The 26344-nt window shown below is 41.9% G+C and carries 14 protein-coding genes and 1 pseudogene; 8 read left to right on the forward strand and 7 right to left on the reverse strand.

Annotation, left to right across the window (positions count from 1 at the left end; all coding sequences use genetic code 11):
- Positions 1–15: 15 nt before the first annotated feature.
- Positions 16–3522 carry a transcription-repair coupling factor gene (mfd, locus tag NOS7107_RS21510; protein ID WP_015115058.1) on the reverse strand — a complete coding sequence of 1169 codons (3507 nt, stop codon included), beginning with the start codon at positions 3520–3522 and terminating at the stop codon, positions 16–18.
- Between the two features lie 316 nt (positions 3523–3838).
- On the opposite strand from mfd, the gene NOS7107_RS21515 reads away from it, so the two are divergent.
- Entirely contained in the window at positions 3839–5167 is a 1329-nt protein-coding gene (locus NOS7107_RS21515) for a hemolysin family protein (protein ID WP_015115059.1), read from the forward strand.
- A 96-nt stretch (positions 5168–5263) separates the two neighbouring features.
- Here the strand turns inward: NOS7107_RS21515 and NOS7107_RS21520 are convergent, their stop codons facing one another.
- The 4 genes from NOS7107_RS21520 to NOS7107_RS21535 form a co-directional block, all read right to left on the reverse strand.
- Positions 5264–8032 (reverse strand): calcium-binding protein, encoded by a 2769-nt coding sequence (locus NOS7107_RS21520; protein WP_015115060.1) that lies wholly within the window; start codon positions 8030–8032, stop codon positions 5264–5266.
- Between the two features lie 555 nt (positions 8033–8587).
- Positions 8588–9769, reverse strand: coding sequence for an aldo/keto reductase (locus tag NOS7107_RS21525; protein ID WP_015115061.1), 1182 nt, complete (start codon positions 9767–9769; stop codon positions 8588–8590).
- 384 nt (positions 9770–10153) lie between these two features.
- The gene (locus NOS7107_RS21530) at positions 10154–10387 is read right to left on the reverse strand and encodes a hypothetical protein (protein WP_015115062.1); all 234 of its coding nucleotides are present in this window, start codon (positions 10385–10387) and stop codon (positions 10154–10156) included.
- Positions 10388–10772: 385 nt separating this feature from the next.
- Positions 10773–11996, reverse strand: a complete 1224-nt coding sequence (locus tag NOS7107_RS21535) for an HhoA/HhoB/HtrA family serine endopeptidase (RefSeq protein ID WP_015115063.1) — start codon at positions 11994–11996, stop codon at positions 10773–10775.
- Positions 11997–12378: 382 nt separating this feature from the next.
- Between NOS7107_RS21535 and NOS7107_RS21540 the strand changes: the two genes are divergently transcribed.
- The 4 genes and pseudogenes from NOS7107_RS21540 (at position 12379) to NOS7107_RS28060 (ending at position 14352) form a co-directional block, all read left to right on the forward strand.
- Positions 12379–12582 (forward strand): type II toxin-antitoxin system HicB family antitoxin, encoded by a 204-nt coding sequence (locus NOS7107_RS21540; protein ID WP_044501048.1) that lies wholly within the window; start codon positions 12379–12381, stop codon positions 12580–12582.
- Positions 12579–12788, forward strand: a pseudogene (locus NOS7107_RS28055) (type II toxin-antitoxin system HicA family toxin). Before NOS7107_RS21540 ends, NOS7107_RS28055 begins: the two are co-directional and overlap by 4 nt.
- Positions 12789–12913: 125 nt before the next feature.
- Positions 12914–13300: a metal-sensitive transcriptional regulator gene (locus tag NOS7107_RS21545; RefSeq protein WP_015115065.1), complete on the forward strand. Its 387-nt coding sequence runs from the start codon at positions 12914–12916 to the stop codon at positions 13298–13300.
- Positions 13301–14115: 815 nt separating this feature from the next.
- On the forward strand, positions 14116–14352 hold the full coding sequence (locus NOS7107_RS28060; protein ID WP_015115066.1) for a DUF4327 family protein: 237 nt from the start codon (positions 14116–14118) through the stop codon (positions 14350–14352).
- A 553-nt stretch (positions 14353–14905) separates the two neighbouring features.
- Here NOS7107_RS28060 and NOS7107_RS21550 read toward each other — a convergent pair.
- Positions 14906–15961: a LacI family DNA-binding transcriptional regulator gene (locus NOS7107_RS21550; protein ID WP_044500211.1), complete on the reverse strand. Its 1056-nt coding sequence runs from the start codon at positions 15959–15961 to the stop codon at positions 14906–14908.
- Between the two features lie 490 nt (positions 15962–16451).
- Between NOS7107_RS21550 and NOS7107_RS21555 the strand changes: the two genes are divergently transcribed.
- The 3 genes from NOS7107_RS21555 (at position 16452) to NOS7107_RS21565 (ending at position 20147) form a co-directional block, all read left to right on the forward strand.
- Complete coding sequence (locus NOS7107_RS21555; RefSeq protein ID WP_015115068.1) at positions 16452–17501, forward strand: ABC transporter substrate-binding protein; 1050 nt, start codon at positions 16452–16454, stop codon at positions 17499–17501.
- 100 nt (positions 17502–17601) lie between these two features.
- Positions 17602–19152 carry a sugar ABC transporter ATP-binding protein gene (locus NOS7107_RS21560; protein ID WP_044501050.1) on the forward strand — a complete coding sequence of 517 codons (1551 nt, stop codon included), beginning with the start codon at positions 17602–17604 and terminating at the stop codon, positions 19150–19152.
- The gene (locus NOS7107_RS21565; protein WP_015115070.1) at positions 19149–20147 is read left to right on the forward strand and encodes an inner-membrane translocator; all 999 of its coding nucleotides are present in this window, start codon (positions 19149–19151) and stop codon (positions 20145–20147) included. The genes NOS7107_RS21560 and NOS7107_RS21565 overlap by 4 nt, the downstream gene beginning before the upstream one ends.
- A gap of 198 nt (positions 20148–20345) precedes the next feature.
- Here the strand turns inward: NOS7107_RS21565 and NOS7107_RS21570 are convergent, their stop codons facing one another.
- Complete coding sequence (locus NOS7107_RS21570; RefSeq protein WP_015115071.1) at positions 20346–26225, reverse strand: ATP-binding sensor histidine kinase; 5880 nt, start codon at positions 26223–26225, stop codon at positions 20346–20348.
- Between the last annotated feature and the right edge of the window lie 119 nt (positions 26226–26344).

Consider the following 26344-nt stretch of genomic DNA (forward strand, 5'->3'; position numbering starts at 1 on the left):
GATAGAAATTGGATTTCAAACAACAACCGCTTCGGCGATCGCACCTTGCATTCTCCCCATTGCATCAATCAAGCTTTGCAGTTGTTGGTCGGCTTTCATCACAGCTAAACCGCGGACTGTGACTTTACCAGGAGAGTAAACAAAGCGGGTTTTGAGATGTTCTGGTAAGTTGGCTGCAAGTAAATTCCACGCAGGTTCTTCCATTGGGGTTTCTAAAATTACGTGTTGTTTGTTTTCTGGTTTAATCCGGCTAAATCCTAATTTTTTCGCCAATTGTTTTAGTTCCATGACGCGTAACAGTTGATTGGCGGGGACGGGTAAAGTACCATAGCGATCGCTCCATTCGGCTGCAATCTGCGTTAGTTCTTCTTGGGATTTCGCCGCCGCTACCGCACGATACGCACTCATCTTTTGATCAATATCGGGAATATAATCAGCGGGGACAAATGCGGTAAGGTTGAGGTCAATTTGTGTATCGTCAACTTGGGGAATTTCTTGACCGCGAATTTCTCGAATCGCTTCTTCTAACATTTCCATATACAAATCAAAACCGATCGCATCCATTTGACCGGATTGTTCTGCACCTAGCAAGTTACCCACGCCGCGGATTTCCATATCGCGCATTGCCAATTGATACCCGGAACCGAGTTGAGTAAATTCTTGTATTGCCCGTAATCTCTGCCGTGCAGCATCAGATAAGGTGCGCTGCTTGGGATAGAATAACCAAGCATGAGCTTGAATACCTGCCCGGCCGACACGACCGCGTAATTGGTATAGTTGCGATAAGCCAAAACGGTGTGCGTCTTCAATTAAGATGGTGTTAACGCGGGGAATATCTAACCCAGATTCAATAATTGTCGTACATACCAAGATGTCTGCGTCACCATTACTAAAGGTGAGCATGGTTGATTCTAACTCGCTTTCGTCCATTTGCCCGTGAGCGATCGCAAATCTCGCGCCTGGTACCATCTCCCGGAGATTGGCTGTAATCTCTTCTATGCCATCAACCCGTGGAACTACGTAAAACACCTGTCCCCCTCGATCTAATTCTTGGCGAATGGCGCTGCGGACACTTTCAGGATTTCTGGGGGAAAGATGGGTTTTAATTGGTCGTCTGGTGGGGGGTGGTGTAGTAATCAAACTCATTTCCCGAATCCCAGATAAAGACATATACAAGGTACGGGGAATGGGTGTGGCGGAAAGAGTCAGCACGTCAACCTGAGTTTTCAAGGATTTAATTTTCTCTTTTTGGTTCACCCCAAACCGTTGTTCTTCGTCTATGACCAACAGTCCTAAATCTTTGAAACTGACACTTTTACCTAAAAGTTGGTGTGTCCCCACGACGATATCTAACTCACCCGTTGCCAAGCGTTTTTGTATAGTACGTCGTTCTTCAGCACTGCGGAAGCGGTTGAGTAAGCCGACATTTACAGGATAGGGGGCAAAGCGTTCTTTGAGGGTGTGGTAATGTTGCTGGGTAAGAATAGTTGTCGGCGCTAAGAGTGCGACTTGTTTACCAGAAGTCACAGCTTTAAAAATGGCGCGGATTGCAACTTCGGTTTTACCAAAACCAACGTCACCACAAACTAAACGATCCATTGGGCGATCTCTTTCCATATCCCGTTTCACATCTTGGACGGCTTTTAGCTGGTCGGTTGTGGGTTGGTAGGGGAAAGAATCTTCCATTTCCTCTTGCCAAGGCATATCGTGAGGATAGGCGTAACCTTGTTGTTGCGATCGCGCCGCATATAATTTCAGCAAGTCTACCGCTAATTTCTTGATAGCTTTGCGGACACGGTTCTTGGTATTGTCCCAAGCCTTCCCGGTCATTTTGTGCAGTTCTGGGGCTTTATCTCCTGTGGTGCGGAACCTTGACAAAGAACCAACTTGATCAGCCGCCACCCTCAACAAACCATCGGCGTACTGTACAACTATGTAGTCACGGGTTTCATCGTTAAATGTCAAACTTTCCAGCTTGACAAATTTACCAATTCCGTGGCTTCTGTGAACGACATAATCTCCCGGACGCAGTTTATTCGGGTCAACTTGCTTAGAAGCAGCCTTACGGCGTTTGCGGATATATCCTGGTGTGGCGAGGGAGTGCTGACCGTAAAATTCGCGGTCGGTGATAATTACTAGGCGGTATGTCGGGAGAATAAATCCTTCCAGTTCCGCCAAACCCGAATATTTTAGGGCGACCGGGGTATGGTTGATTTGTAGCTTTTCAATTGCTTGGTAGTCGCGCGGGTTGGGGATAAACTGCGCCGGACAGTCGTGTTCTTGGAGTAAAGAGACAGAACGGGAAGGTTGGGCAGAAATTAACCAGATAGAGAAATTGCGATCGCGTTCTTGACGTAGTGTTTCCGCCAGTTTACCAAATTGGTGCGGTGTGACGGGTACAGACCGACTCGCTAAATTAATCCCGTTGTTTTCTTCGGCGATTTCTGATAAATAAACAGTGAGAAATTGGGTAAGTTCTGCCAGACAATCATCAAACGACCGATGGATTTTCGGCAATTGCACAGCACCCAAATCTAATTCCCCAGTCCCCAGCGACCATTGTTCCTCAGCATTTTCCACCCAGCGATCGCTATGGGCGTGGCACTGTTCTGGTTCGTCAATAGCAATTAAAGTATTTTCAGGTAGATAATCCAGCACTGAGGCAGGTTTTTCAAAAGCCAACCCTAAAAATCTGCGACTCCCTTCTAGAATTGCTGACTCTTGATGATCAAGTGACGATTCAGTATTTAACTCAGCACTCAGCATTCGGAACTCAGCACTATCTTTCAGTGCATCTAAAATGATCGGCGTAAAGCTAGTGGGAGTCAGCACGATCTGAGCAATTTTGTCAAGGGCAGAACGCTGAGTTGTGGGGTCAAATTCTCTGATTTGCTCGATTTCGTCGCCAAACCATTCCAAGCGTACTGGCAATTCTGAAGATACTGGAAAAATATCAACAATATCACCGCGCCGACTCCATTGTCCTTCTGTTTCTACCAGAGGTACTCGTTCGTAACCCAAGGTAGTAATTTTGGTACTGAAAGCATTTAAGTCAAATTCCATCCCCTTCTTTAAGGTGAGGCTAAGGGGTGAAAAAGCCTCTGGTGGCGGTAAATGCGGCTGTAACGCCCCCGTAGTAGCAACCACCGCTATTATTTTATTTTGACCATTGACTGAACCTTGACTCTTCACCAAATCCGCCAAAACCTGCATTTGTCCCCAAGTCATTTCCGTTTCGGGGTCAAAAGGTTCGTAAGGGGATGCTTCCGAAGTGGGGTAAAAATGGACTGTTTGCCATCCCATCGCCTCTAATTGAGCGTAAGCGCGTCCGGCTTCCTCTAGGGTGGCACAGACTACAAATAAATTTTTGCCTGAATTTTGCGCTAATGCCGATGCTACAAGACCCTTGGGTAGACGGGAAATTCCATTTAAGCGTAAATCTTTTTGCCGATTGAGTTTGGAAAGCAGTTCTGTGGTGAGAGGCGATCGCGCTAAGGCACGCACAATAGAAGAAAATGCCATAAGTTCTACTAGAGGTGGAAATCTTCGGTGATAAGAAAATTTATAGGTAGTTTATGTTCACCATTTTAAAAGTGTTAACGCCTTACTTATTATTTCTATGGAAGAATGATGATGGAAATTATAAATATATAAATTTAAGAAGTTAAACTACTACTTTGTGCATAGTCAACTGAAGTATGAAGTGTAAAGTCTAAATTTCATCCCTGAATCTTTAGCCTTTTTTGGTCAAAGCACATATCTCAGCACTTTAAATAACGTTTAATACTAGATACTAGGGGTTAAGCATAGTTCGCTCCCCATAGCGGCAAATCCAAACATGTCCTCCATTACTTCTGAAATTTTAATCATTTTGGTACTAATCATTGCCAACGGCATCTTCTCCATGTCTGAGATGGCGATTGTCTCAGCGCGGAAGGTCAGGCTTCAGCAGCTTGCCAATCAAGGAGATCCCAAAGCCAGGGCGGCATTAAAACTAGCAGAGTCTCCCAATAATTTTTTATCTACCGTTCAAGTCGGAATTTCTCTTATCGGTATCCTGACTGGTGCTTTTGGGGGAGCTACAATTGCTAGTCGTCTGGCTGTATATGTAAAACTTATCCCCGTTTTAGCTCCCTATAGCGAACCAGTATCATTTGGGATAGTCGTTTTAATTATTACGTATCTATCTCTGATTATCGGAGAATTAGTACCGAAGCGGTTGGCATTAAACAACCCAGAAAAAATTGCAGCGTTTGTGGCGATCCCAATGCGGGCGTTAGCGGCTCTAGCATCCCCAGCGGTGCATTTGTTGAGTGCTTCTACAGAATTGGTGTTGCGGATTTTAGGCATTACACCTTCTGATGAGCCACAAGTCACGGAAGAAGAAATTAAAATCCTAATTGAGCAAGGTACAGAAGCGGGAACCTTTGAAGAAGCAGAACAGGATATGGTAGAGCGAGTTTTTCGTTTAGGAGATCGCCCTGTCAGTTCTTTTATGACACCCCGCCCTGATATCATTTGGCTAGACTTAGAAGACACTGCCGAAGAAAACCGCCAAAAAATGACTGAAAATGGTTATTCTCGGTATCCAGTTTGTCAAGGAGGACTTGACAATGTACTGGGGATCATTCCTGTAACCGACTTACTCGCCCGGAGTTTTCGGAATGAATCTCTCGATTTAACAGTGGGATTGCGTCAACCTGTGTTTGTCCCAGAAAGCACTCGTGGCTTGAAGGTTTTGGAGTTATTCAAGCAAACTATCACCCACATGGCAATTGTCGTGGATGAGTACGGCGTGATTCAAGGATTAGTCACCCTCAACGACATCATGAGCGAAATTGTCGGGGATGTTCCCGCCGGGCCGGGAGAAGACGAACCCCAAGCAGTACAACGAGAAGATGGTTCATGGCTACTGGATGGGATGTTACCAGTAGATCAATTTTTTGAACTGTTTGAAATGGAAGAATGGGAATCTGACGAACGCGGTAGCTATCAAACCTTGGGTGGCTTTGTGATTACTCATTTAGGCCGCATACCCTCCGCCGCCGATCATTTTGAATGGGAAGGAATGCGGGTTGAGGTGATGGATATGGACGGTAATCGCGTAGATAAGGTGTTAGTTGTGCCAATGGGGAGTCAAACACTGGCGAAGAAAGAAGCAGAATAAAGTCTAAAATCGGAAATTTTAGTGTTCATGCCTCATTTGAAACCTTGTGATTTGCACCACAAGGTTTCAAAGCTTAATGATCCAAATTTCTAGGGATTAGGATACATAACTAAAGTAACTGGCTGTCAAGTTTAGTCCTGAAACTCCTTGTGCGATCGCAATCAATTCATCAGTAGAGTTGAAAGTTCCATTACCATTACTATCAAGGTAAATAGATGTTCCTGTTATACCAGCGATCGGTGATGTTCCTAGCAAGTAAGAACTCGCTGTACCTCTGAGTTGGATTCTATCTTCAGCAATGCTGAAGTCCGTAATCAAAGCATAATCATTTAGACCAGCGTTGGTGTTATTACCATCGTTGTAAAAAACAGCACTAGCATTACCCAGGATAAATAAATCGTTATTGTTGCCACCAGTGAGACTGTCTCTTGTTGATCTACCAAACTCACTACCAACACCATTCAGGGTATCGTTACCATCACCACCCAAAATTATATCGTTACCACCGCCACCAATTAAGGTATCATTTCCAGTCCCACCATTAAGGGTATTACTACCACTATTACCTGTGATAGTGTTGGCTAAACTGTTTCCTGTACCATTGATGGCTGACGTACCAGTTAAGGTCAAATTTTCCAGATTCGCCCCCAGAGTGTACGTGATGGATGATTGGACTGTATCTGTACCTTCGTTGAGGTTTTCAGTTACGACATCGCCAGCGCTATTGACTACATAGTTATCATTACCTGTGCCACCAATTAACGTATCACTTCCAGTTCCGCCATTCAGACTGTCGTTACCAGCACCACCATTGAGAATATTGTTACCGCTATTACCTGCGATCGTATTATTTAAGCTATTTCCTGTACCATTGATGGCTGACGTACCTGTTAAGGTCAGATTTTCCAGATTCGCACCCAGAGTATAGCTAATTGAAGAACGTACAGTATCTATTTCTGTCGCTAATGTCGAGGTTTCAATCACCACATCTCCCAAACTATCCACTACATAGATGTCGTTACCTGAACCACCGTTGAGTACATCGTTTCCTGTACCACCATCAAGGGTGTCATTACCTGCACCAGCCTCAATTGTGTCATTACCTGCACCGCCTCTAACATTGTTATCGGCCGGAGTCGCAGAAGTAAAGCGAATAGTATCGTTACCACTGCCAGCTGTGACATTCAAGAAAAACTCAAAGCCTTGATAAGTGTCGCCACCAGAAACCAGGGTTGCTAAGGTACTACCATTGATAATCAAGGTTCTACCTGTGGTATCTGCGGAGAAATCGGCATCCACAAGGGTATCAACCCCTGCTCCACCATCGACTGTATCTGCTCCGGCTCCTTGAGTAATAATGTCATTCCCCGCGCCGCCGCTAATCACATCATTACCAGCACCACCATTGAGAATATCGTTAAATACTCCACCAATGAGTTCATCATTACCACTACCAGTGGTGATGTTAAACTGCTCAATATTGCTGTAGAAGGTGCGATTACCTGAGGTGATATAGGAATTCCCCAATCTGCTGACGTTGGTTGACACACTGGAGTAGTCAATTACTAAAGTATCAATCCCAATTCCGCCATCTACTTCGTCTGCGGTTCCTAATCCCGCACCCAGGATGTCGTCTCCTGCTCCACCATTAAGTTGATTATTTTCCTGAATTGTCGTGGCTTGACGAATGTTGTCATTACCACTACCAGCAGTGATGTTGCGTAGAAACTCCAAACCTTGATAAGTGTTGCCACCAGAAACGATTGTGGCGAGGGTGCTACCTGTGATAGTTAAGGTTCTGCCTGTGGTATCTGCGGAGAAATCAGCATCTACAAGAGTATCAATTCCTGTACCACCATCGACCGTATCTGCTCCGGCTCCTTTGGTGATGATGTCGTCACCTGCACCACCGTTGAGTACATCATTCCCACCACCACCACTAATCACATCATTCCCAGCACCTCCATTGAGAATATCGTTAAATACTCCACCAATGAGTTCATCATTACCACTACCAGTGGTGATGTTAAACTGCTCAATATTGCTGTAGAAGGTGCGATTACCTGAGGTGATATAGGAATTACCCAATCTGCTGACGTTGGTTGACACACTGGAGTAATCAATGACTAAAGTATCAATCCCAATTCCGCCATCTACTTCGTCTGCGGTTCCTAATCCCGCACCCAGGATGTCGTCTCCTGCTCCACCATTAAGTTGATTATTTTCCTGAATTGTCGTGGCTTGACGAATGTTGTCATTACCACTACCAGCAGTGATGTTGCGTAGAAACTCCAAACCTTGATAAGTGTTGCCACCAGAAACGATTGTGGCGAGGGTGCTACCTGTGATAGTTAAGGTTCTGCCTGTGGTATCTGCGGAGAAATCAGCATCTACAAGAGTATCAATTCCTGTACCACCATCGACCGTATCTGCTCCGGCTCCTTTGGTGATGATGTCGTCACCTGCACCACCGTTGAGTACATCATTCCCACCACCACCACTAATCACATCATTCCCAGCACCTCCATTGAGAATATCGTTAAATACTCCACCAATGAGTTCATCATTACCACTACCAGTGGTGATGTTAAACTGCTCAATGTTGCTGTAGAAGGTGCGATTACCTGAGGTGATATAGGAATTACCCAATCTGCTGACGTTGGTTGACACACTGGAGTAATCAATGACTAAAGTATCAATCCCAATTCCGCCATCTACTTCGTCTGCGGTTCCTAATCCCGCATCTAGGATGTCATCTCCGGCTCCACCGTTGAGTTGATCGTTGCCTCCAAGTCCTCTAATAGTATCGTTGTCTGGAGTTCCTGGAAGTATATTATTACCATTGTCACCTGTAATAATTGCCATAAATCTACGCAGCCTCAGAAGTATATTAAAAAAAGTTTGACAGCACCGATCTTTTTTCTTGTGTCAAGCAATCAACTAATTAATTTAATTTTTGATGTCTAAATTAATGAGCTTTTTAAACATGAGACATTAAGCCTAATTTAGCTCTTACTTATGCTAAATTAAGCATTTATCTGCTTGACAAAAAACGTTTTGACGCTTGAGTATCTTATCCTTAATATCGGAAAATTTTCAAGTACTTTTGATGGTGTTGTTAATACATCGCTCAGAGAAAAATCAATGTTTTATTTTATAAAAAAAGAAAAAATAAATTTAATGTAGTTGCTTTCCAGTGTGTCAGTCACAATAAATAAGGAATTAAGAACTTCTGAAAAAAGATTTAAAATGTAGTGTGCGTCATTTTCTGACATGATTATGTTTTTTTAAACTGACGCACTCTACTAGGCGGAATTTTAGGATAATTTAGTTTTTGGTGTTACTTTAACGCCAGTAGAAGAGGATGGACGCAGATAAACTCAGATAATTAGCACTTCAGCAAATTAGGAAACGCCATATCTATTGTTGCGACAAGCGTTTCACTTCCTCTCCGCCCAACATTTCATGTGCTTTTGCCAAAATATGCGGAATTTTATCGGCGTGTGGACTTCGGCTAAGACATTGGCGTAAATCTATTTCGTTGAGTTTATCTGCTTTGTTACCAGGAAACCAATGACTAGCGTTACCCATGAGGTTGTAACGGGTTTTAGCGTAGTCTACTAAATCGTAGGCATTAGCTAAATTCCATAGCCACAAAATCATGGGGATATTTATCTCACCTGGGGTATTTTGCCAGGTTGGTAAGTTGATATGCCAAGTTTTTACCCAATCTTCCCCTAAAATGGCGATCGCTTCCTCTTCTAATCTCGCCAAAATTGGGGGTAAAATTTCGGAAGATTCATCCAATAACTCTAATGTCTTTAGGTGTTCATCAAAATCTTGGGGTTTAGCTGCGCCTAAACTCAGGGTATGCACCTGAGAATGACTCAGACAAAACAAATCATTAAACACCATTGGACTCAAGGGCGCACACAGATTCACTAATTTTTGTGGTGCTTTATAAAGCTGTCCGCCTTTATCAGAAGGACTAATAATAAATACTCCCATATCAAGTTTATTAGCGGCTGCAATTGCTGGCCAATTAGTTTGATTAATGTAATACCAATGCAGATTTACATAATCAAATTGATTGGTATTAATTGCCTGCACAATTAAATCTGTAGCGCCGTGAGTAGAAAAGCCAATAAATCTTACTTTTCCTTCAGCTTGCAATTGCTTTGCTACGTCTAAACAACCACCAGGACGGATGCTATATTCCAGTGATTCACTATGATTAATACCATGCAAACTAAACAAGTCAACATAATCTAACTGGAGATTACGTAACGATTTTTCAAATGTCTGCCGGAATTCTTTGGCATCAGCAACAGGTGAAACTTTAGTTTGGACAATTAATTTTTTACGGGGAAACTTTGGTAGTATTTTGCCCAATTGCATTTCCGAACTACCATAACCACGCGCAGTTTCAATGTGATTAATTCCGACTTCAACTGCTTTGTGAATAGTAGCTTCGAGATTTTTTTGGTTATCTGTGGGAATTTCTGGCCAAGAAACATCTTGCCATTTGAATTGATATCTCATGCCGCCGCAAGAAAACACCGGCATCTGTAATTCTGTGCGTCCAAATCGTCTGTATAGCATTAGTGGATTGTGGATTTTTGGTATCAAGTCTCAATCAGGCGATCGCTATATATATATTTTTTCAAGTCCTGACACTGGTAACATCCATAGAGCCATAACATTAGTCAGGTGTTTGGTTGTCAAATAGCGAAGTTTTTCAGTCCCAAAAGACTAATTACCATATCCTGCCCAGTATTCGCAAGTAACTTCAGCAATTATTCTCAAGAATTTAGACTAACAAATCCTCAAGAGTTGTTAGTCTAAATCTTAAATAACCAACTATTTCAGCAATTGCTTGTTGTTGACCAACAGTAGTTTTAAACTATATAATTATGGTATTTGCACCCAGTTTATATCTCATCTTTATCTATGCACTGTTACTACAGTGGCAATCACAGTAATTGATTAATACCTGACATAGCTACCAGGAACCCAACGCCGGCCGCGCGGTGTTCTTTCCCAGTGTGCGGGAACCCATCTCTGGCGAACAACTTTGCGGACAACAACAGGTTTACGTACAACAACAGTTCGGTGGTTATCACGTTTAATAATAACCGGCGCGGCTGATGCTTGAGTTTGCACAGCAAATATTGAAAGTGGTAGAGCTAGTAAGGTTCCAGCAAGGATGCGTTTCATCATGTTCAAATCTCCTGGAGTTTCTCATTGCTAAGTTAGTGACAGCTTTCTTTAAGAATTTGTCAATTAAACCCGTTACCTAACCAGAGAAAATACTTTTAGCAACAGCGTTTCCTTTTACGGAATTTCACTAGTGAGACAAGTATTTACACTAATAAATCAGGTATCGATTATTTTTAAATCCTCAATAAGATTGCTGGTTAACTTTCATTTTCAGTTTAGAAAACTCCGCAGAAATAAGGACGTGAAGAAAGTAGTGATTATGAGATGACTAAAGTCATAAACTATTTGGAAATTACTTTCATGTACTTGGGAATTGCCATAAAACTCAAAAAAAATGAGGATAAGCCTCAGCATACCCCCATTTTCAAAGATCAGAAATTAGCACTTACGAAGTAGCATTTTGCAACTCAGCAGTGCGGACTGATAGCTGTTGTGTCTGACTACCTCGTTGGACTTTTACCTGTAAGGATTGACCAAGGTTGGTGTTTTCCACAAAGTTCTGCAACTGTTCTGCATTAGTAATGGCTTGGCCATCTATTTGCAGGATGACATCACCACGGCGAATACCTGCTTTAGCTGCGGGGGAATTTGGGACAACTCGCATCACTAAAACCCCGCTCACTTCTGGAATTTCAAATGTAGAGTTGGGGTCGCTGTTATTTTGTTTAGCTAATTCGGGTGTTAATGTGACCATTTGCACACCTAAATAGGGGTGAGCAACTTTACCATCTCGTTCCAGTTGTGTGGCGATCGCTTTTGCTTTATCAATGGGAATGGCAAAGCCAATACCCATCGCATCAGCACGAATGGCGGTGTTAATCCCAATCACTTCACCACGGTCATTTAACAGCGGCCCGCCAGAGTTACCGGGGTTAATGGCTGCGTCAGTTTGAATAAAGTCTAGGCGTTTGTCAGAAATTCCCACTTGGGCGCTAGAACGCTTGAGGGTGCTGACAATACCTAAAGTCACAGTATTATCAAAGCCTAAAGGATTACCAACTGCGATCGCCCAGTCTCCCACTTGTACAGCATTAGAAGAACCTAATGGTGCAACGGGTAAATCCTTACCAGCGTTAATTTTCACAACGGCTAGATCTGTCACTTCGTCAATGCCTTGAACTTTGCCTTCAAAAGTGCGACCATCCTTGAGGCGAACTGTCACCTTATCCGCTTTATCAACAACGTGGGCATTAGTTAAAACCAACCCACTTTTATCAATGATGAACCCAGAACCAAGACCGCGCATCTGTTCTGGTGGTAATTGTTGAGAATAACCATCACCAAAAAACTGCCGGAAAAATGGGTCTTCCATAAACGGATCAGCCCGACGGCGAGTAATTGTACGTTCTGTGTCAATTCTCACCACTGCTGACCCGACACGATTCACTGCTGCGGTGACAAAACTACTATTACCGATAGCAGCAGTGACGGTTGATTGGCGTTGAGCAATTAATTCTGGTGCATCACCAACTTTTGCTGAACTGGGTGCAGGTTCCGCTTGGGAAGGTAACACCCGTAGAGTGCTAACTGTGAGCAAAACTCCCAAAAATATGGCGAAAATATGGGTACTAAGTCTACGTAGAGAACGGGTTATTTTGGACAATCGCATAATCACAACCTAAATTTTAGAAGCCGAATTTTTGCTTAGTCGTGACAAATCTATCTAAAGTTATTTTTACAGCTAGGATGAAATTCCTGCGTACTAACTTTGGTTCACTGCTTTAGATACTCAATACTGGAACTAAAGCATGGTAAGTACTACCTGTAATTTAAATTAATTGAAAATTTCCTTTGATAGCTATTACGGACATTTACCCTGAGCCGGTTCGGGTATCACCCGTTTGCATGGCATAGGTGTAAACTATTTTCCGCTGGGTATGGAAGTTTATCGACTCTGGCGACGGTCAATACTGGTTGATACAGCCAAAGTTGAGGACAAACAGGCATGGCTGTTAGCATATTCTCAAGAACTAGCTCAAAACAATAGGCGTATGAAAATTAGAGCAATCATTCATCCAGCGGCAGAAGGTGGTTATTGGGCAGAGGTTCCAGCACTTCCCGGTTGCGTGACTGAAGGTGACACAATGGAAGAAGTGATGGCTAATTTGCAAGATGCTATTCAAGGCTGGCTCGACGTTGCTAACAGTCGTAATGTAGTTGAGTCAACCGATCAAGTGGTTGAAATTGCTGTATGAAATCTATATCCGGCAAGCAGTTGTGTAAGATTGTAGAGCAAAAAGGCTAGGTTTTGCGAAGAATTACGGGTAGTCATCACATCTACGAAAACCTCGTAGGGGATCAAATTCTTTCTATTCCTGTTCACCGCAATCAAGATATGAAAATAGGAACTTTGAAAGCTTTGATGAAAATAGCTGAACTATCGGAAGACGATTTACTCTGATGATGATTTTATATCCCGCATTTATGCAACGCCGGATATTGCAGCGATCGCCCCTTATATTAAATAGAAATAACACCCATTCCCCCTCTAGGCTAGGATCTTAGTACTGCCAGTGTTTTAATACCATGAATGGATCAAACCAATTAACGCCAGAATCCTTGCCCATCTCTGAGTCAGCCGAAAACTTTCACACTCACGATACAGATCATATTCATGGGCGTGGAGAGTCTGGTCATGTTCATGTGCATAGTGAAGAGTCTTTACGGAAAATTGTGAATCGCCTGTCACGGATAGAAGGACATATTCGCGGTATTAAAACAATGGTGCAACAAAGTAGTCCTTGCCCTGATGTATTATTGCAGATTGCCGCAGTCCGGGGCGCATTAGATCGGGTTGCTAGAATCGTGCTAGATGAACATTTAACTGAGTGTGTCGCCAGAGCCGCCAAGGAAGGCAATATAGATGTGGAAATTGAACAATTAAAGGCAGCTTTAGATCGTTTTATGCCCTAATCAAGCTGATTTAAAAGTAACTTTAGAACAATTGATCTCTGGATATTCGCCAAGAAGTTTACAGACGTGATGAGAGTGCGTCTGTTTGAATATAACTAAAGGTTAAGGGAGGTAAATACACATTTTCAAATTCAAAACAGGCTAACTACCTGAGTGGAATTATGAATTTGTTACAAATCTCAATAGGTTATGACCAATGGTTATCAAAGGGTACAAGCCTCGATATTTATCTGTGAAGTTAATCTAAAATTCACAATCCCAATGAAAGTATCCGCAGTGCTGTAAATAACCAGCATAACTTCGGTTATTTTTAAGAAATGATTAATATATGCTGTTGTGAAAGTTTTCGTGGTGTAGGTTAGCGCTTAGATTTTGCAATAGTTTATACTCCCAGTCTGCCCGATAAACTTTTTGGGTGTTTAGTTATAGACGGATTTCAGCAGCTTTAAATAAGGCTGACTCACTATTTATTACATAACTAAATTTGCAGTATGAACTATGATGGTCTGTCTAAATGATGCTTGAATGCAGTTCCTATAAAGGTTGAGAACTTCTTTAAGGTAGATAACACAACCTTCATTAAGAAGTAAATTTTACTACTATAGGATCTTTGTCTTGACTATCTCTCAGGCTAATGTCAGAAAATGTTGACTTTCTCAACATTTCTTTAGATAATTTTAGGGTGTGTAGCGTCAAAATGAAATTAGTTCCGTATAGCAAAATACAAAACCCTAGTTGCAAATCTAATTTCTGTCATGTTTGTTTCCCATCATAAGTGGGAATACTATGTACGTATAAATGTGTGAGTAAAAATCATGAGTGTGAATACGGTGCCTTCTATCAATTACTACTCTCTAGATGTAATCCAAGACGAAGCACGCCGACTGGTGCATAAAGGGATGGTTAGCCGACAACAGCCAATATATACACTCTGCCAATACATCCCAGCAAGAGAGTGGGTGTGCGTTGAATGTGAGTTGGAAAAATGCGATTTTCTCCTGCGCGATCGCATTGGCGACCTGATTGGTCGTGAACAATGGGACAATGACTAAATTAGTCTAGAATTTCAGATTTTGGATTGGGAGTATATTTTTTGGATGTTTAACTTGGACAAAGAACAATCTACCGCCCAACCTTCTGAAGGTAAAATCTCTAGTTTTTTACATATATTCCCTGATCCAGAATCTTCTATTATTTTTCTTGGCAATAAGCATTGCAGAACCACTAAAGTTTGAGTTAAACAACTTTTCTTAGCAGCATTGACGAAATCATAGCCTACGGTGAGTTTATCGAGAAAAGTTGTTGCGTAAATCCATTTCCATAACTTTGAATATTTTATCTATATTATTTAACCGGGGCGGTTTTCTATCTCTAACTGCTCCGGTGATTTTTTTGTAGGTAGGTAATTTGTCTGCTTAAGTAGAACATCTGGAAAAAACCAAACTATGTTAATAAAGGTTAAGTGAACTAAAACCCTCCTACCTCCTGCCTCCTGCCTTCTGCCTCCTGCCTCCTGCCTTCTGCCTGAACCTAATGATAAATATTCACACCGACCTGCTTAACTGTTTGTTACATACTTGTAAACTCTACCCGCAATTTAAGTTTTTACCTCAATGTAATCATGGAATTTCTTGCTCTACTAACTGTTGCAGTACTCTCTCTTTTAACTAAAAACGGAGAGATAAGAATATTGTCTACAGCTTTCCCTTCAAATAACTCCAGCAACATAGTCATAGCAAATTCACCCATTTCTACCATCCGTTGACTGACTGTTGTGAGTGGTGGGGTAATGTAACTGGCTAGGGGAATATTATCAAATCCCACAAGGCTCAAATCTTCTGGTACGGAAATACTCAGTTCTTTACAGGCTAAGAGAGCGCCAACTGCTACCATATCGTTGTAGCAAAAGATGCTTGTTACACCAGTATTAACTAGTTGAGGTAGGAGTGTTTTACCAATATCAATATCGCTGATTGTTTGTTCATCCCGATGGGGAATTGCGACCCAATCTGTGTTGTATGGTAGGCCTGCTTGATTCAAAGCCATTCGATATCCTTCTAAGCGCTGTTGGTCGGCTTTGCTACCATCACCCACACCTAGATAACCGATACGAGTGTGTCCTAATTCGAGGAGATGTTCTACGGCTAAACAGCCACCTAAGCGATCATCTATAGCGACTGAGTGAAAGGTTTCGCTTTGATCTTTTGTCTCAATGTTAATTAGAACTGTTGGCACGGTAAATTGGTTTAACTGCTTGGTGTAGTGTTTCCCTATGCGTGAGTCAGCGACTAAAATTCCGTCTACTCGGCGGTAATGAAAATTCTCAATAGCGGCTATTTCCTGATCAAAATCTCCATGTGAAGCATTTAACAACACATTTAAGCCAGCAAGTCTCGCTACTTGTTCAATTCCCTCAACTAACTCACCAAAAAATGGATCAGCTATAGATGTGACGATTACCCCAACGGTATAAGTGCGCTGATTTTGTAAACTTTGAGCGATCGCATTTGGTACATAGTTCATTTCCTGCGCCAGTCTTTTGATTTCCTCCCGCACCTTAGAACTAATCAACGGACTGTCTCGTAAAGCGCGTGACACCGTGGAATGAGAAACGCCTGCTTTGCGAGCAATATCTTCAATGGAAATCTTTCGTTTACTCATGTTTACCACTACCCTAGGTAACTTAAATAAAATTAACACAAATTTTATGCACAGGTGTGCAAGAATAAAAAGTATCAGGAATGCACAGGTGTGCATAAAATCAATTTAAACATTAAGAAAATCAGATTTAACAATATTTTCTCAAAAAAGAACCTGTTGTCGAAATTTGAATAAATGGTTGAAGTCTTTAAAATATAGGATTTTCGCCAATAGTTACTTAATGCTAAAAGCCCTCGAATAAGTATGAGGGATCAATCTAAAATTCATCTGAAAATGTTTACCGACTTGTATAACCTTTTCCTCCGCACAGACTCAACTTTTAGCAACATCTAAAACAATGACAACTTTTTCCAGTTAAGCCGAAGTAAATATCTATCGTTAGGAGAAAGCAGAAAATAAAAGACAGACGGCAGAATTAAAAGAGGATTTTAGCTTAGTTAATATTTCTACACATATTTCCGGTTTTACCCGCTGTTTTAATAGGATGTGAATGAATGTGAACAAACAGGCGATTGCAGCGACTTTATTAAGTATTGTCAGTGGCACTTTAGTTAGCTGCACCAATGTTTCTCCTAATGGCGACACAGCCACGAACACTGATACAAAAAATGTTACTGACACAACTACGCAGAGCAACAACGGCGATGGGCTACGCCCCACCGTAGGTGATCGCAATACGAAATTACAATCTGTTGGCGTGACACTGGGCGATTTAAGTAATCCTTTCTTCGTCGTCATGGCACAAGGCGCGGAGAAAGAAGCGAAAAAAATTGGTGGTAATGATGTCAGAGTTACCGTTGTTTCTAGCGGATATGACCTGAATCAGCAATTTAATCAAATTGAAAACTTCGTCGCGGCGAATACTGACATTATTATTTTGAATGCGGCTGACTCTAAAGGTATCAGACCAGCAGTTGAGCAAGCCAGAAGAGTAGGCAAGATTGTAATTGCGGTAGATACAGGCGTAGACGCAGAGGTAGATGCGACTGTCACCACTAATAACTTGCAAGCCGGAGAAATTAGTTGTCAATATATTGCCGATCGCCTCCAAGGTAAAGGCAATGTAGTCATAGTTAACGGGCCGCCAGTAGCTTCGGTAATTCAGCGAGTTGATGGTTGCTTGAAAGTTTTAGCCAAATATCCCGATATCAAAATCCTGTCTAAAGACCAGAACGCCGAAGGTAGCCGGGATGGGGGACTGAGAGTGATGAGCGATATTCTGGTAACTTTCCCCAAAATTGATGCTGTTTTTGCCATCAACGATCCTAGCGGCGTGGGAGTTGATTTAGCCGCCAACCAAGCCAAACGCACCGAATTTTTCATTGTGGGAGTTGACGGTGCGCCAGAAGCAATCCAAGCGATCGCCTCTAACGATAGCTTATATGCGGCAACTGCTACTCAAAATCCCAGAGGGATGACGCAAACAGCAGTTCGGGTTGGCAACGATATTTTAAACGGCAAAAAACCGAAATCACCCGACATTTTGATTCCCGCCAAGTTGATTACAAAAGAGAACGTCAGTACATCAACTGGTTGGTAAGGAATTGGAAAGAAATTAGTCAAAAGTCAAAAGAAACTAATCTTTTTACTTTTTACTTTTTACTTTTGCCTTTTTAATGCCTAACTTAGCACTGAAATTTATGACAACAAATATTCAAACCGATTTTCCGCCGTCCTCAACTGTTACCCCTGTATTAGAAATGCAGGGGATTGCTAAACGATTTCATGGTGTTGCGGCTTTGCAAGGTGTAAATCTGACAATTTATCCCGGAGAAGTTCACGCCCTCATGGGTGAAAATGGCGCAGGTAAAAGCACATTAATGAAAATTCTCGCAGGTGCTTATATTGCTGATGAAGGAGAAATTCGCATCAATGGTCAACCAGTGAAAATTACTGACCCAGGTACAGCCAGACAAGCGGGGATTAATCTGATTTATCAAGAACTGAACGTCGCACCCAATTTAACCGTAACTGAAAATATGTTTATGGGGAGCGAGTTGCAACGGGGTCAGTTTTTAGACCGCAAAACGATGGAACTCGAAGCCCAGCAGGTGTTAGACAGCTTGGGAGCAAGTTTTACACCACAAACAATAGTAGGTACATTGGCGATCGCTGAACAGCAGCAAGTCGAAATTGCTAGGGCGCTGAAAGATAAAAGCCGGATTTTGGTGATGGATGAACCAACAGCCGCCTTATCTGACCGCGAGACTGAACGCTTATTTGAAGTGATTCGCAAACTCCGCAACGATGGCATTGCCATTATTTATATCAGTCATCGGATGGAAGAAATCTATGCTTTGGCTGACCGAATTAGTGTGTTGCGTGATGGTCAATATATTGGCAGTCTGACTCGTGAGGAAATTTCGCCCCAGCGATTGGTAAAAATGATGGTCGGTCGCTCTATGCAGGACTTCTACGAACATCAACGACAAAAGAATCCGGGTGCAGTGGTGCTGGAAGTTAGAAACATTAGTGATGGGCGCAAGATACAACCAGCTAGTTTTCAACTGCGGGCGGGCGAAATTCTGGGACTGGCTGGGTTAGTGGGTGCAGGAAGGACAGAAGTATCGCGGTTGATTTTTGGTGCCGATCGCAAAGCCAGCGGTGAAGTCTTCTTAAATGGCAAAAAGCTAGAGATTCATTCGCCCAGTGATGCGATCGCGGCGGGGATTGGCTATGTCCCCGAAGACCGCAAAGACCAAGGTTTATTTCTAGAGATGAGTTCCCGCAAAAATATTGGACTGAATCGACTCAAACAAGATGCCAAAGGTGGCATTGTTAACTGGGTTTCAGTCAATAAAATTGCCGCAGAAGCCGTCGAAAACTTCCATATCCGACTAGCTAACTTAGAAATTCGCGCCGTCGATCTTTCCGGTGGGAATCAGCAAAAACTCCTACTGGCACGTTGGTTAGCCATTAACCCCAGAGTATTGATGCTAGATGAACCAACACGCGGCGTAGATATCGGGGCGAAAAGCGAAATTTACCGGATTATCAGTGATTTAGCCGCTCAAGGAGTCGCAATTCTCATGGTTTCCAGTGAATTACCGGAAATTGTCGGGATGAGCGATCGCGTTTTAGTCATGCGTGAAGGGCAATTAGTTGGCGAACTGGACGACACCCCAGACAGAGAAATTACCCAAGAAAACATTATGCACTATGCAACTGGAGCATCGGAGGTAGCATCATGAGTCAAACCTTAAGACCTGTCAATAATAGACCTAGCCAAAATTCCGCAGCCAGTCGGCGTAAATCTATTAATAATTTCTTGCAAGTTGCGGGTATTCTACCGATTTTGGTAATTATCTGCATCTTATTTTCCCTGCTAAGTCCCAACTTTTTCACAACAGGTAACGCCGTCAACATCTTACGTCAGGCATCAATTAATATTGTGCTGGCAACCGGGATGACCTTTGTGATTCTCACTGGTGGGATTGACCTTTCCGTAGGTTCAATCTTGGCTGTGTCTGCGGTAGTTGCAGTGTTAGTATCTTTGCTGCCGGCTTTAGGTTGGTTGGCTGTACCAGCAGCCTTACTGACAGGTTTACTTTTAGGTTTACTCAACGGTGCCTTAATCACCTTTTTGGATGTACCGCCGTTTATTGTCACCTTGGGTTCATTAACTGCCTTAAGGGGTGCTGCCTTTTTAGTTGCCAATGGTACAACAGTTATTAATCGCAACATCAACTTTGCTTGGATTGGTAATAGCTACGTCGGCCCCATTCCCTGGCTAGTCATCATTGCTCTGTTAACTGTAGCTGTGAGTTGGTTTGTGCTGCGGCAAACTGTTTTAGGTGTGCAGATATATGCAGTGGGTGGTAACGAACGAGCCGCCAGATTAACAGGTATCAAAGTCAATCGCGTCTTGCTATTTGTCTATGGCGTGAGTGGATTACTCGCAGGTTTAGCCGGAATTATGAGTGCGAGTCGCCTGTATAGTGCCACAGGGATATTAGGACAAGGTTATGAATTAGATGCGATCGCCGCTGTAATTCTCGGTGGAACCAGCTTCACGGGCGGTATCGGCACCATTGGCGGCACGTTATTAGGTGCATTAATCATTGCCGTTCTCAACAATGGTTTAACCCTATTAAATATGTCCTACTTCTGGCAACTAGTCGTTAAAGGCTTAGTAATTATTGCCGCAGTCATGATTGATCGACTCCGCAGACGTTCCCGACGTTAGGCACGAGTGCAAAAGTGCAGGGGGAAGTAATGAATAGTCAGCACTATCAACTCTTCTTCTTCTCTCTGCGCCTCCGCGTCTCTGCGTGAATAACTCATAATCTTATTCCCCAACACCAAATACAACCATGACATCCACTACAACTCGGCGTAAATCCAACACCTTCCATTTACTCCTCTACTTTTGATGACAATTCTCTTATCTATTTTTACTAGATTCATCAGCAATGGGTAGGGAAATGATAAATTCTGTTCCTTCGCCTAAAACAGAATTAACTGTAATTGTACCGCCATGTTTTTCTTCAACAATTTGTCGGGCGATCGCTAGTCCTAATCCTGTGCCTTTACCTACTCCTTTGGTGGTAAATAAATGGTCAAATATGTGTGATTTTACATCTTCACTTATACCTTTGCCATTATCTGCAATGGAAATTTTAAACTTGTGATTTTCAATGGCTGTTTTCACAATAATTTTGTGAGGATTTAATTTAATTTCATCAAAACTCCGCCCCATACTTGACTCATCTAAAGCATCAATCGCATTGGCTAAAATATTCATAAAAACCTGATTTAATTGCCCAGGAAAACACTCAATTGGTTGTAAATTTTCGTATTCTGTAACCATGATAATTTCTGGACGTTTTTCGTTAGCTTTGAGACGATGTTTCAGGATTAAAATTGTACTATCAATGCCATCATTAATGTTAAATAAAACTTTATAACGCTGATCGGCACGAGAGAAAGTTCTTAAACTAGTGCTAATATTTTTTAATCTCTCACAAGCGATCACCATTGCATCAAGTATTTTTGGCAAGTCTTCTAAGCTATAATTTAAGTCGATTTTTTCGGCATGATGGAGAATTTCATCTTGAGGATTTGGTAGAGCTTTTTGATATAGTTGCAGGTGTGTAGTGATATCACCCAAGATAGGTTTAGCTTGTTGGAGACTAGCCCAAATAAAGCCAAGAGGATTGTTCATTTCATGGGCAATACCTGCGACTAAGTTACCCAGTGCAGACATTTTTTCTTGTTGTACCATTTGTAGATGGGCTTGCTTCAGTTCGTGGAGAGCTTTTTCTAGTTCTTGGGATTTTTGCTTTATTGCAGCTTCAGCTTGTTTGCGTTCACGAAGTGCCGCTTGCTGTTCGCTAATATCAATCACAATACCATCCCAAACCATTTCACCATCTTCGCTAATTTCTGGCTGGGAAGCGGCTTTTACCCACTTAATAGTTCCATTTGGTGTAATAATCCGCCACTCGTGTTGAAATGGGGTAAGACTTTGCGCTGATTCCATAGTGACACGAAAAGCCTCGGCTTGATCGTCAGGATGTTCAAAATCACGCAGACTATATTTCCCTGAGATCAAATCCTCAGCAGTCACTTCATAAAGAGTTTGACATCCAGAACTCACATAGGATATTGAAGATGAACCATCAGGTTGAATCCGAATTTGATAAATCAATCCCGGAATATTATCTGCGAGTTTCTGAAAGCGATGTTCACTCAGGCGCAACTTGTCTAGAGATTGTTCTAATTGTTGAGCATAAATTTGGGAATCTTGATAAAGTCGGGCATTTTCTAGAGAAATCGCTGCTTGGGTACACAGAAATTTGAGAATCAGGATGCGATCGCTAGTAAACACTCCACTAGTAAAGCGATTCTTTAAATATAAAATTCCAATTAAATGTCCTTGATTGAGAATTGGCAAGCACAACAAACTTTTTGGTTGTTGTTGCCGTAAATATTCATCAATTACAGGTAAATTGGTTTTGAGTTCGTCAATCATCACAACTTCTTGAGTGTTTTTGACGTACTGGATCAACTTGAGTGCTAGGTTGGGGTTGCTCTCTAACGGTTCGGCACAAAGTTCTGTGGTTTCTGGTGTAGCAATGGCTCTTACCAACCATTCTCCTTGAGTAGTAGGTAGAATTAAGACACAGCGATCGCCCCCAGAATGTTGCAAAATAATCTGAGTTAGTTGGTGCAGTAGTTCATCCAGTTGAATTGTGCCAGAAATGGCTTGAGAAGCTTTCAGGATAGCAGCAAAATCAAAGGCAACATTGATACGACTTTGCTCTTGGGAATTGTGAACTGAAACATGGGGAGTAACGTTCACTGATAATGTTTCCAGTACATTCAGCGGTTGTACTTTCTGCTGGAAAATGGGTTGCAGTAAATTGGCGTAGCGGTTTTCCAGATCCTTGATTTTGGCTTGGCTACCCCAACGCGCGTAACAGTAATATGCCTCCTGCATATAACCTGCTGCCACTTTCTCTTTGCCCCAATTCAGGTAAAGTTTTGCAGCAAGTTCATTGCTGAGTGCTTCTTCTTGTAGATAACCGTGAGTTTTGGCTCCAGCAATAGCCAAATCATAATGTGCCATTGCATCATAATATTCACCCAAAACCCGACATTTTTCTGCGGCTAATAGTTGCCAGCGATGTTGATGATTGAAAGGGGCTAAAATTGCCCAATTTTGCAGTTTTTCTTGATGAATATTAATCCGATTGAGAATGACTGATTTTTGTTCTGTGTTAGCCTCTTCATAGCGTGCTAGATGAATTAAGGCATCATAGAAAACTCGAACAATTACCATGAAATAACCAATACCAGCATCATTGTGCTGTTCTGCTACGATTGCTTGTTCCCAAGCTTGTTCATATTTTCCGAACAGATAACAGAGAATAGCTTGAGATAAAGAAACATGAAATAACCTCACTCGATCATAGGTAGCTTGTAAATGAGGCGAAACCCCGGTGCCATTGAAGACTTCACCTGCCAAAAAATAGGGGATTTCAGACGATCCCAATAAGTTCAAAATTGTTTGTTGGTAACACTCATGATATTTTAAAGTTGCCTGTTGTTTGACCTGGCGGATGACTTGGCGATAAAGCTGCATTTCCTCAGCCAAAGCAATTAATTCTCGACCACTCCAATAGCTGTACTGACAGTATGTCATTATGTTCAGTGCCACACATTCCCAATCTCCGGTTTCCAGTCCACTTTGATAGCCCTCCAGCAGAAATTGGATAGACTGACTTAAGGGTTCTTTCCAATGACGAATAAAGCTGTTGACAATAAAATAAGCTCGGCTTTTGAAGGCGTTAATCTGGTATTTTTCTAGTAACTTTAATGATAATTGCCCAAATTCATACCCAGCATCAATATCTCCCATAACACCACAAAGTATCAATCCGTAGTCTGCATAGGAAAAAATGGCAATAGAGGAATTTCCAAACTTAATAGATATCTCAACTTGCTTGAAGACGAGTAATGGTAAAAGTGGGGGTACCGCAATATGTGCTGAAGGTACTAGTTTTGTCAATATCTGCATTGCTGCAAGTTGATGCGGGTCGTTCATCGCAGGCAAATCTAGCAAACTTAAGGGTGTGCGTTCTTCCCATAACTGCTGTGTATATTGCGCTGCTGCGCTAATATCCGCCGTAGTTGGCTGTTCAGGAAATTCCACACCGAGTAATTTCAACACTTGTAATCCCGTTTCTACTACTTCGGCAAATTTACCTTGAGAACGGAATGCCATCATTCGAGTTTCATGCACTTTGATGGTGTCAATCACAGACGTAGCAAATCGCAATACGATGTCACCCCAAGGTGTCAATTTGTCAAAGTCTGTATTTAAGCAAGCTGCTTCTAAACGCTGGTGATGCAGATTCAAAGTTAATTCATAGTTTGTTGTCCAAGCATCAGCAGGGAGTAAATCAATTCCTTGGGTGAAGTAATTGACGGCTGCATTATAGGCGATCGCACCTTTGGCTTTACTCCCCGCCATTAAATTCAGTTGGGCTAACTTTAGTTGTTCATCAGGCTGAATAATTAAATCAATGCCTTTATTCAGGTGATTGACAATTTCAAATATATGTATATCTAATTGGTTTCCTGGTGTACTGGCGTACAGTAATTGACCGATCGCCAGATGGGTTGCTTGTTTGTGATCTTCCGCAATGAGTTTATAAGCAGCTTGTTGGATGCGATCGTGCAGAAAGCGATAAGTCAAATTCACAGAATCATCATCAACATTTTCTTGAGAATCAGTTTGTTTTTGACTCTCTATTTGAAAGAACTTGTAAGTTTGGCTGGTTGGTAAAATCAAACCCTCTTGTAAAGCCTTCCATAATACTGTGGCAGTATCAGTCAGAGACTGCTGAAAAACAATCGCCAAAGTAGTTAAATCAAAAGAATTACCAATACAAGCAGCCAACTTCAAAACATCTTGAGTTTCCTGGGGTAATTTCTGCAACTGTTGGGCGACAAACTCCACCACATCATCAGTCAGAGATAGGGACAGAATTTGAGTAATATCACATTCCCAATAACCTTGCTGATAATTAAATGTAATTTCCCCATCTTCATATAACACCTTGAGAAACTGGGTAATAAAAAACGGATTACCTTGAGTTTTGCGCTCAATTAATTTTGTCAAAGGATGGGTTAGCTCTGTAGGACAACGTAAAGTATCAGCTACCAACTGATTTGTATCCTGCTCAACCAGAGGTGCCAGAGTAATAGTATTAAACGTCCTACCAGCCTTCTTCATCTCCTCCAGCGTCAACATTAACGGGTGTGCAGATGACACTTCATTGTCTCGATAAGCACCCAGCAACAGCAGATAGTTTTTATCCTCCATCAAGAGTTTAATTAACTGAAAAGAAGCTAAATCTGCCCATTGTAAATCATCCAAAAATAGCACCAAAGGATGCTCTAATGTAGTGAAGACAGCAATAAACTTTTGAAACAGCAAATTAAACCGATTTTGTGCCGCAGTTCCAGATAGTTCTGGTGCTGGGTTTTGTTTACCAATCAATCGTTCTAGTTCGGGAATGACCTCAATTAAAACTTGCCCATTCTCCCCCAGCACTGCTAAAATTTGACTGCGCCACTGTGCCAACTTGGCATCCGATTCTGATAACAATTGACCCATCAAATCGCGTAAAGCCTGGACAAAAGCACTGAAGGGAATATTCCGATTAAATTGGTCAAACTTACCTTTGATAAAATACCCCTGCTGACGGGTAATTGGCTTGTGAACTTCGTTAACTACAGCAGTTTTCCCAATCCCTGAAAAACCCGCCACCAGCATCATTTCTGATGTGCCATTGGCGACACGCTCAAAGGCTTGTAATAAGCGATTAACTTCGGCTTCTCTACCATATAATTTTTCGGGGATGAGAAAGCGATCGCACACATCCCGTTCACAGATGTTAAAATCTGTAATTTCTCCTGTATCTTGGAGTTGCGTTAAACAAATTTCTAAATCATATTTCAGTCCCAAAGCACTTTGATATCTATCCTCGGCATTTTTTGCCATTAATTTCAGCACAATATCTGAAAGCACTTGCGGAATTTCTGCACTTTTGACTTCATGAGGAATTTTTGCTAGATGACAATGCACTAATTCCATCGGGTCGTTACTATCAAATGGTAATTCTCCGGTTAATAATTCATAGAATGTTACACCCAAAGAATAATAATCACTACGATAGTCAATGGCGCGGTTCATTCTGCCAGTTTGTTCTGGGGAGATATAAGCTAAAGTTCCTTCCAAAACATTTGGACTTTTGATTTCTTGGGTTTCTTTGGGTAGTAATGAAGCGATACTAAAGTCTATCAGTTGAACTTGTTTTGTTTGGGGATGAATTAAGATATTTGCGGGTTTGATATCTTTATGAATTACCCGATTTTGATGTAATTCATGGAGACTGGTGGTTAACTCGATAGCGATTGTGAGAAATTCTGCGAGGGTGAGGGTATTGCTTTGAATATATTCCCGTAATGATATTCCTCCTGTATCTGCCATGACTAATATATAACCATTGTTATATGTTTCTAATGATAATGGCTGAATAATTCCTGTAATGTGGAGATTTTTGCTAATGGTGTATTGATTGCGGAGTTGCAGTAGTTCGCTAAAACTGGGATATTCTGAGGTCAGTAGTTTGATGACAACTGGGAGTTGATCTGATTCGCGGATAGCCCTATATACTTGGGTTCTTGAGCCTGCGTACAGTTGCAAGCTTATTTTATATCCGGGAATGATGGGGGCTTTAATTGTCGCCATCTATACATACCTCGTAGCACAAGTTGGTTTTTGTTGTTCATCAACAAGCAGTGCAGAGCTTGTCTGGACTTTGTTATTATTCCCATCAACTAGATGTTGATTAACGATAAATACGTACA

Source organism: Nostoc sp. PCC 7107 (assembly GCF_000316625.1).
In the GTDB taxonomy this organism is placed as follows: Bacteria; Cyanobacteriota; Cyanobacteriia; order Cyanobacteriales; family Nostocaceae; genus Nostoc_B.

Coding starts and splice junctions, on each gene's coding strand:
- mfd (WP_015115058.1), bottom strand. CDS start 3,522: ATGGCATTTTCTTCTATTGTGCGTGCCTTAGCGCGATCGCCTCTCACC.
- NOS7107_RS21515 (WP_015115059.1), top strand. CDS start 3,839: ATGTCCTCCATTACTTCTGAAATTTTAATCATTTTGGTACTAATCATT.
- NOS7107_RS21520 (WP_015115060.1), bottom strand. CDS start 8,032: ATGGCAATTATTACAGGTGACAATGGTAATAATATACTTCCAGGAACT.
- NOS7107_RS21525 (WP_015115061.1), bottom strand. CDS start 9,769: ATGCTATACAGACGATTTGGACGCACAGAATTACAGATGCCGGTGTTT.
- NOS7107_RS21530 (WP_015115062.1), bottom strand. CDS start 10,387: ATGATGAAACGCATCCTTGCTGGAACCTTACTAGCTCTACCACTTTCA.
- NOS7107_RS21535 (WP_015115063.1), bottom strand. CDS start 11,996: ATGCGATTGTCCAAAATAACCCGTTCTCTACGTAGACTTAGTACCCAT.
- NOS7107_RS21540 (WP_044501048.1), top strand. CDS start 12,379: ATGAAAATTAGAGCAATCATTCATCCAGCGGCAGAAGGTGGTTATTGG.
- NOS7107_RS21545 (WP_015115065.1), top strand. CDS start 12,914: ATGAATGGATCAAACCAATTAACGCCAGAATCCTTGCCCATCTCTGAG.
- NOS7107_RS28060 (WP_015115066.1), top strand. CDS start 14,116: ATGAGTGTGAATACGGTGCCTTCTATCAATTACTACTCTCTAGATGTA.
- NOS7107_RS21550 (WP_044500211.1), bottom strand. CDS start 15,961: ATGAGTAAACGAAAGATTTCCATTGAAGATATTGCTCGCAAAGCAGGC.
- NOS7107_RS21555 (WP_015115068.1), top strand. CDS start 16,452: ATGAATGTGAACAAACAGGCGATTGCAGCGACTTTATTAAGTATTGTC.
- NOS7107_RS21560 (WP_044501050.1), top strand. CDS start 17,602: ATGACAACAAATATTCAAACCGATTTTCCGCCGTCCTCAACTGTTACC.
- NOS7107_RS21565 (WP_015115070.1), top strand. CDS start 19,149: ATGAGTCAAACCTTAAGACCTGTCAATAATAGACCTAGCCAAAATTCC.
- NOS7107_RS21570 (WP_015115071.1), bottom strand. CDS start 26,225: ATGGCGACAATTAAAGCCCCCATCATTCCCGGATATAAAATAAGCTTG.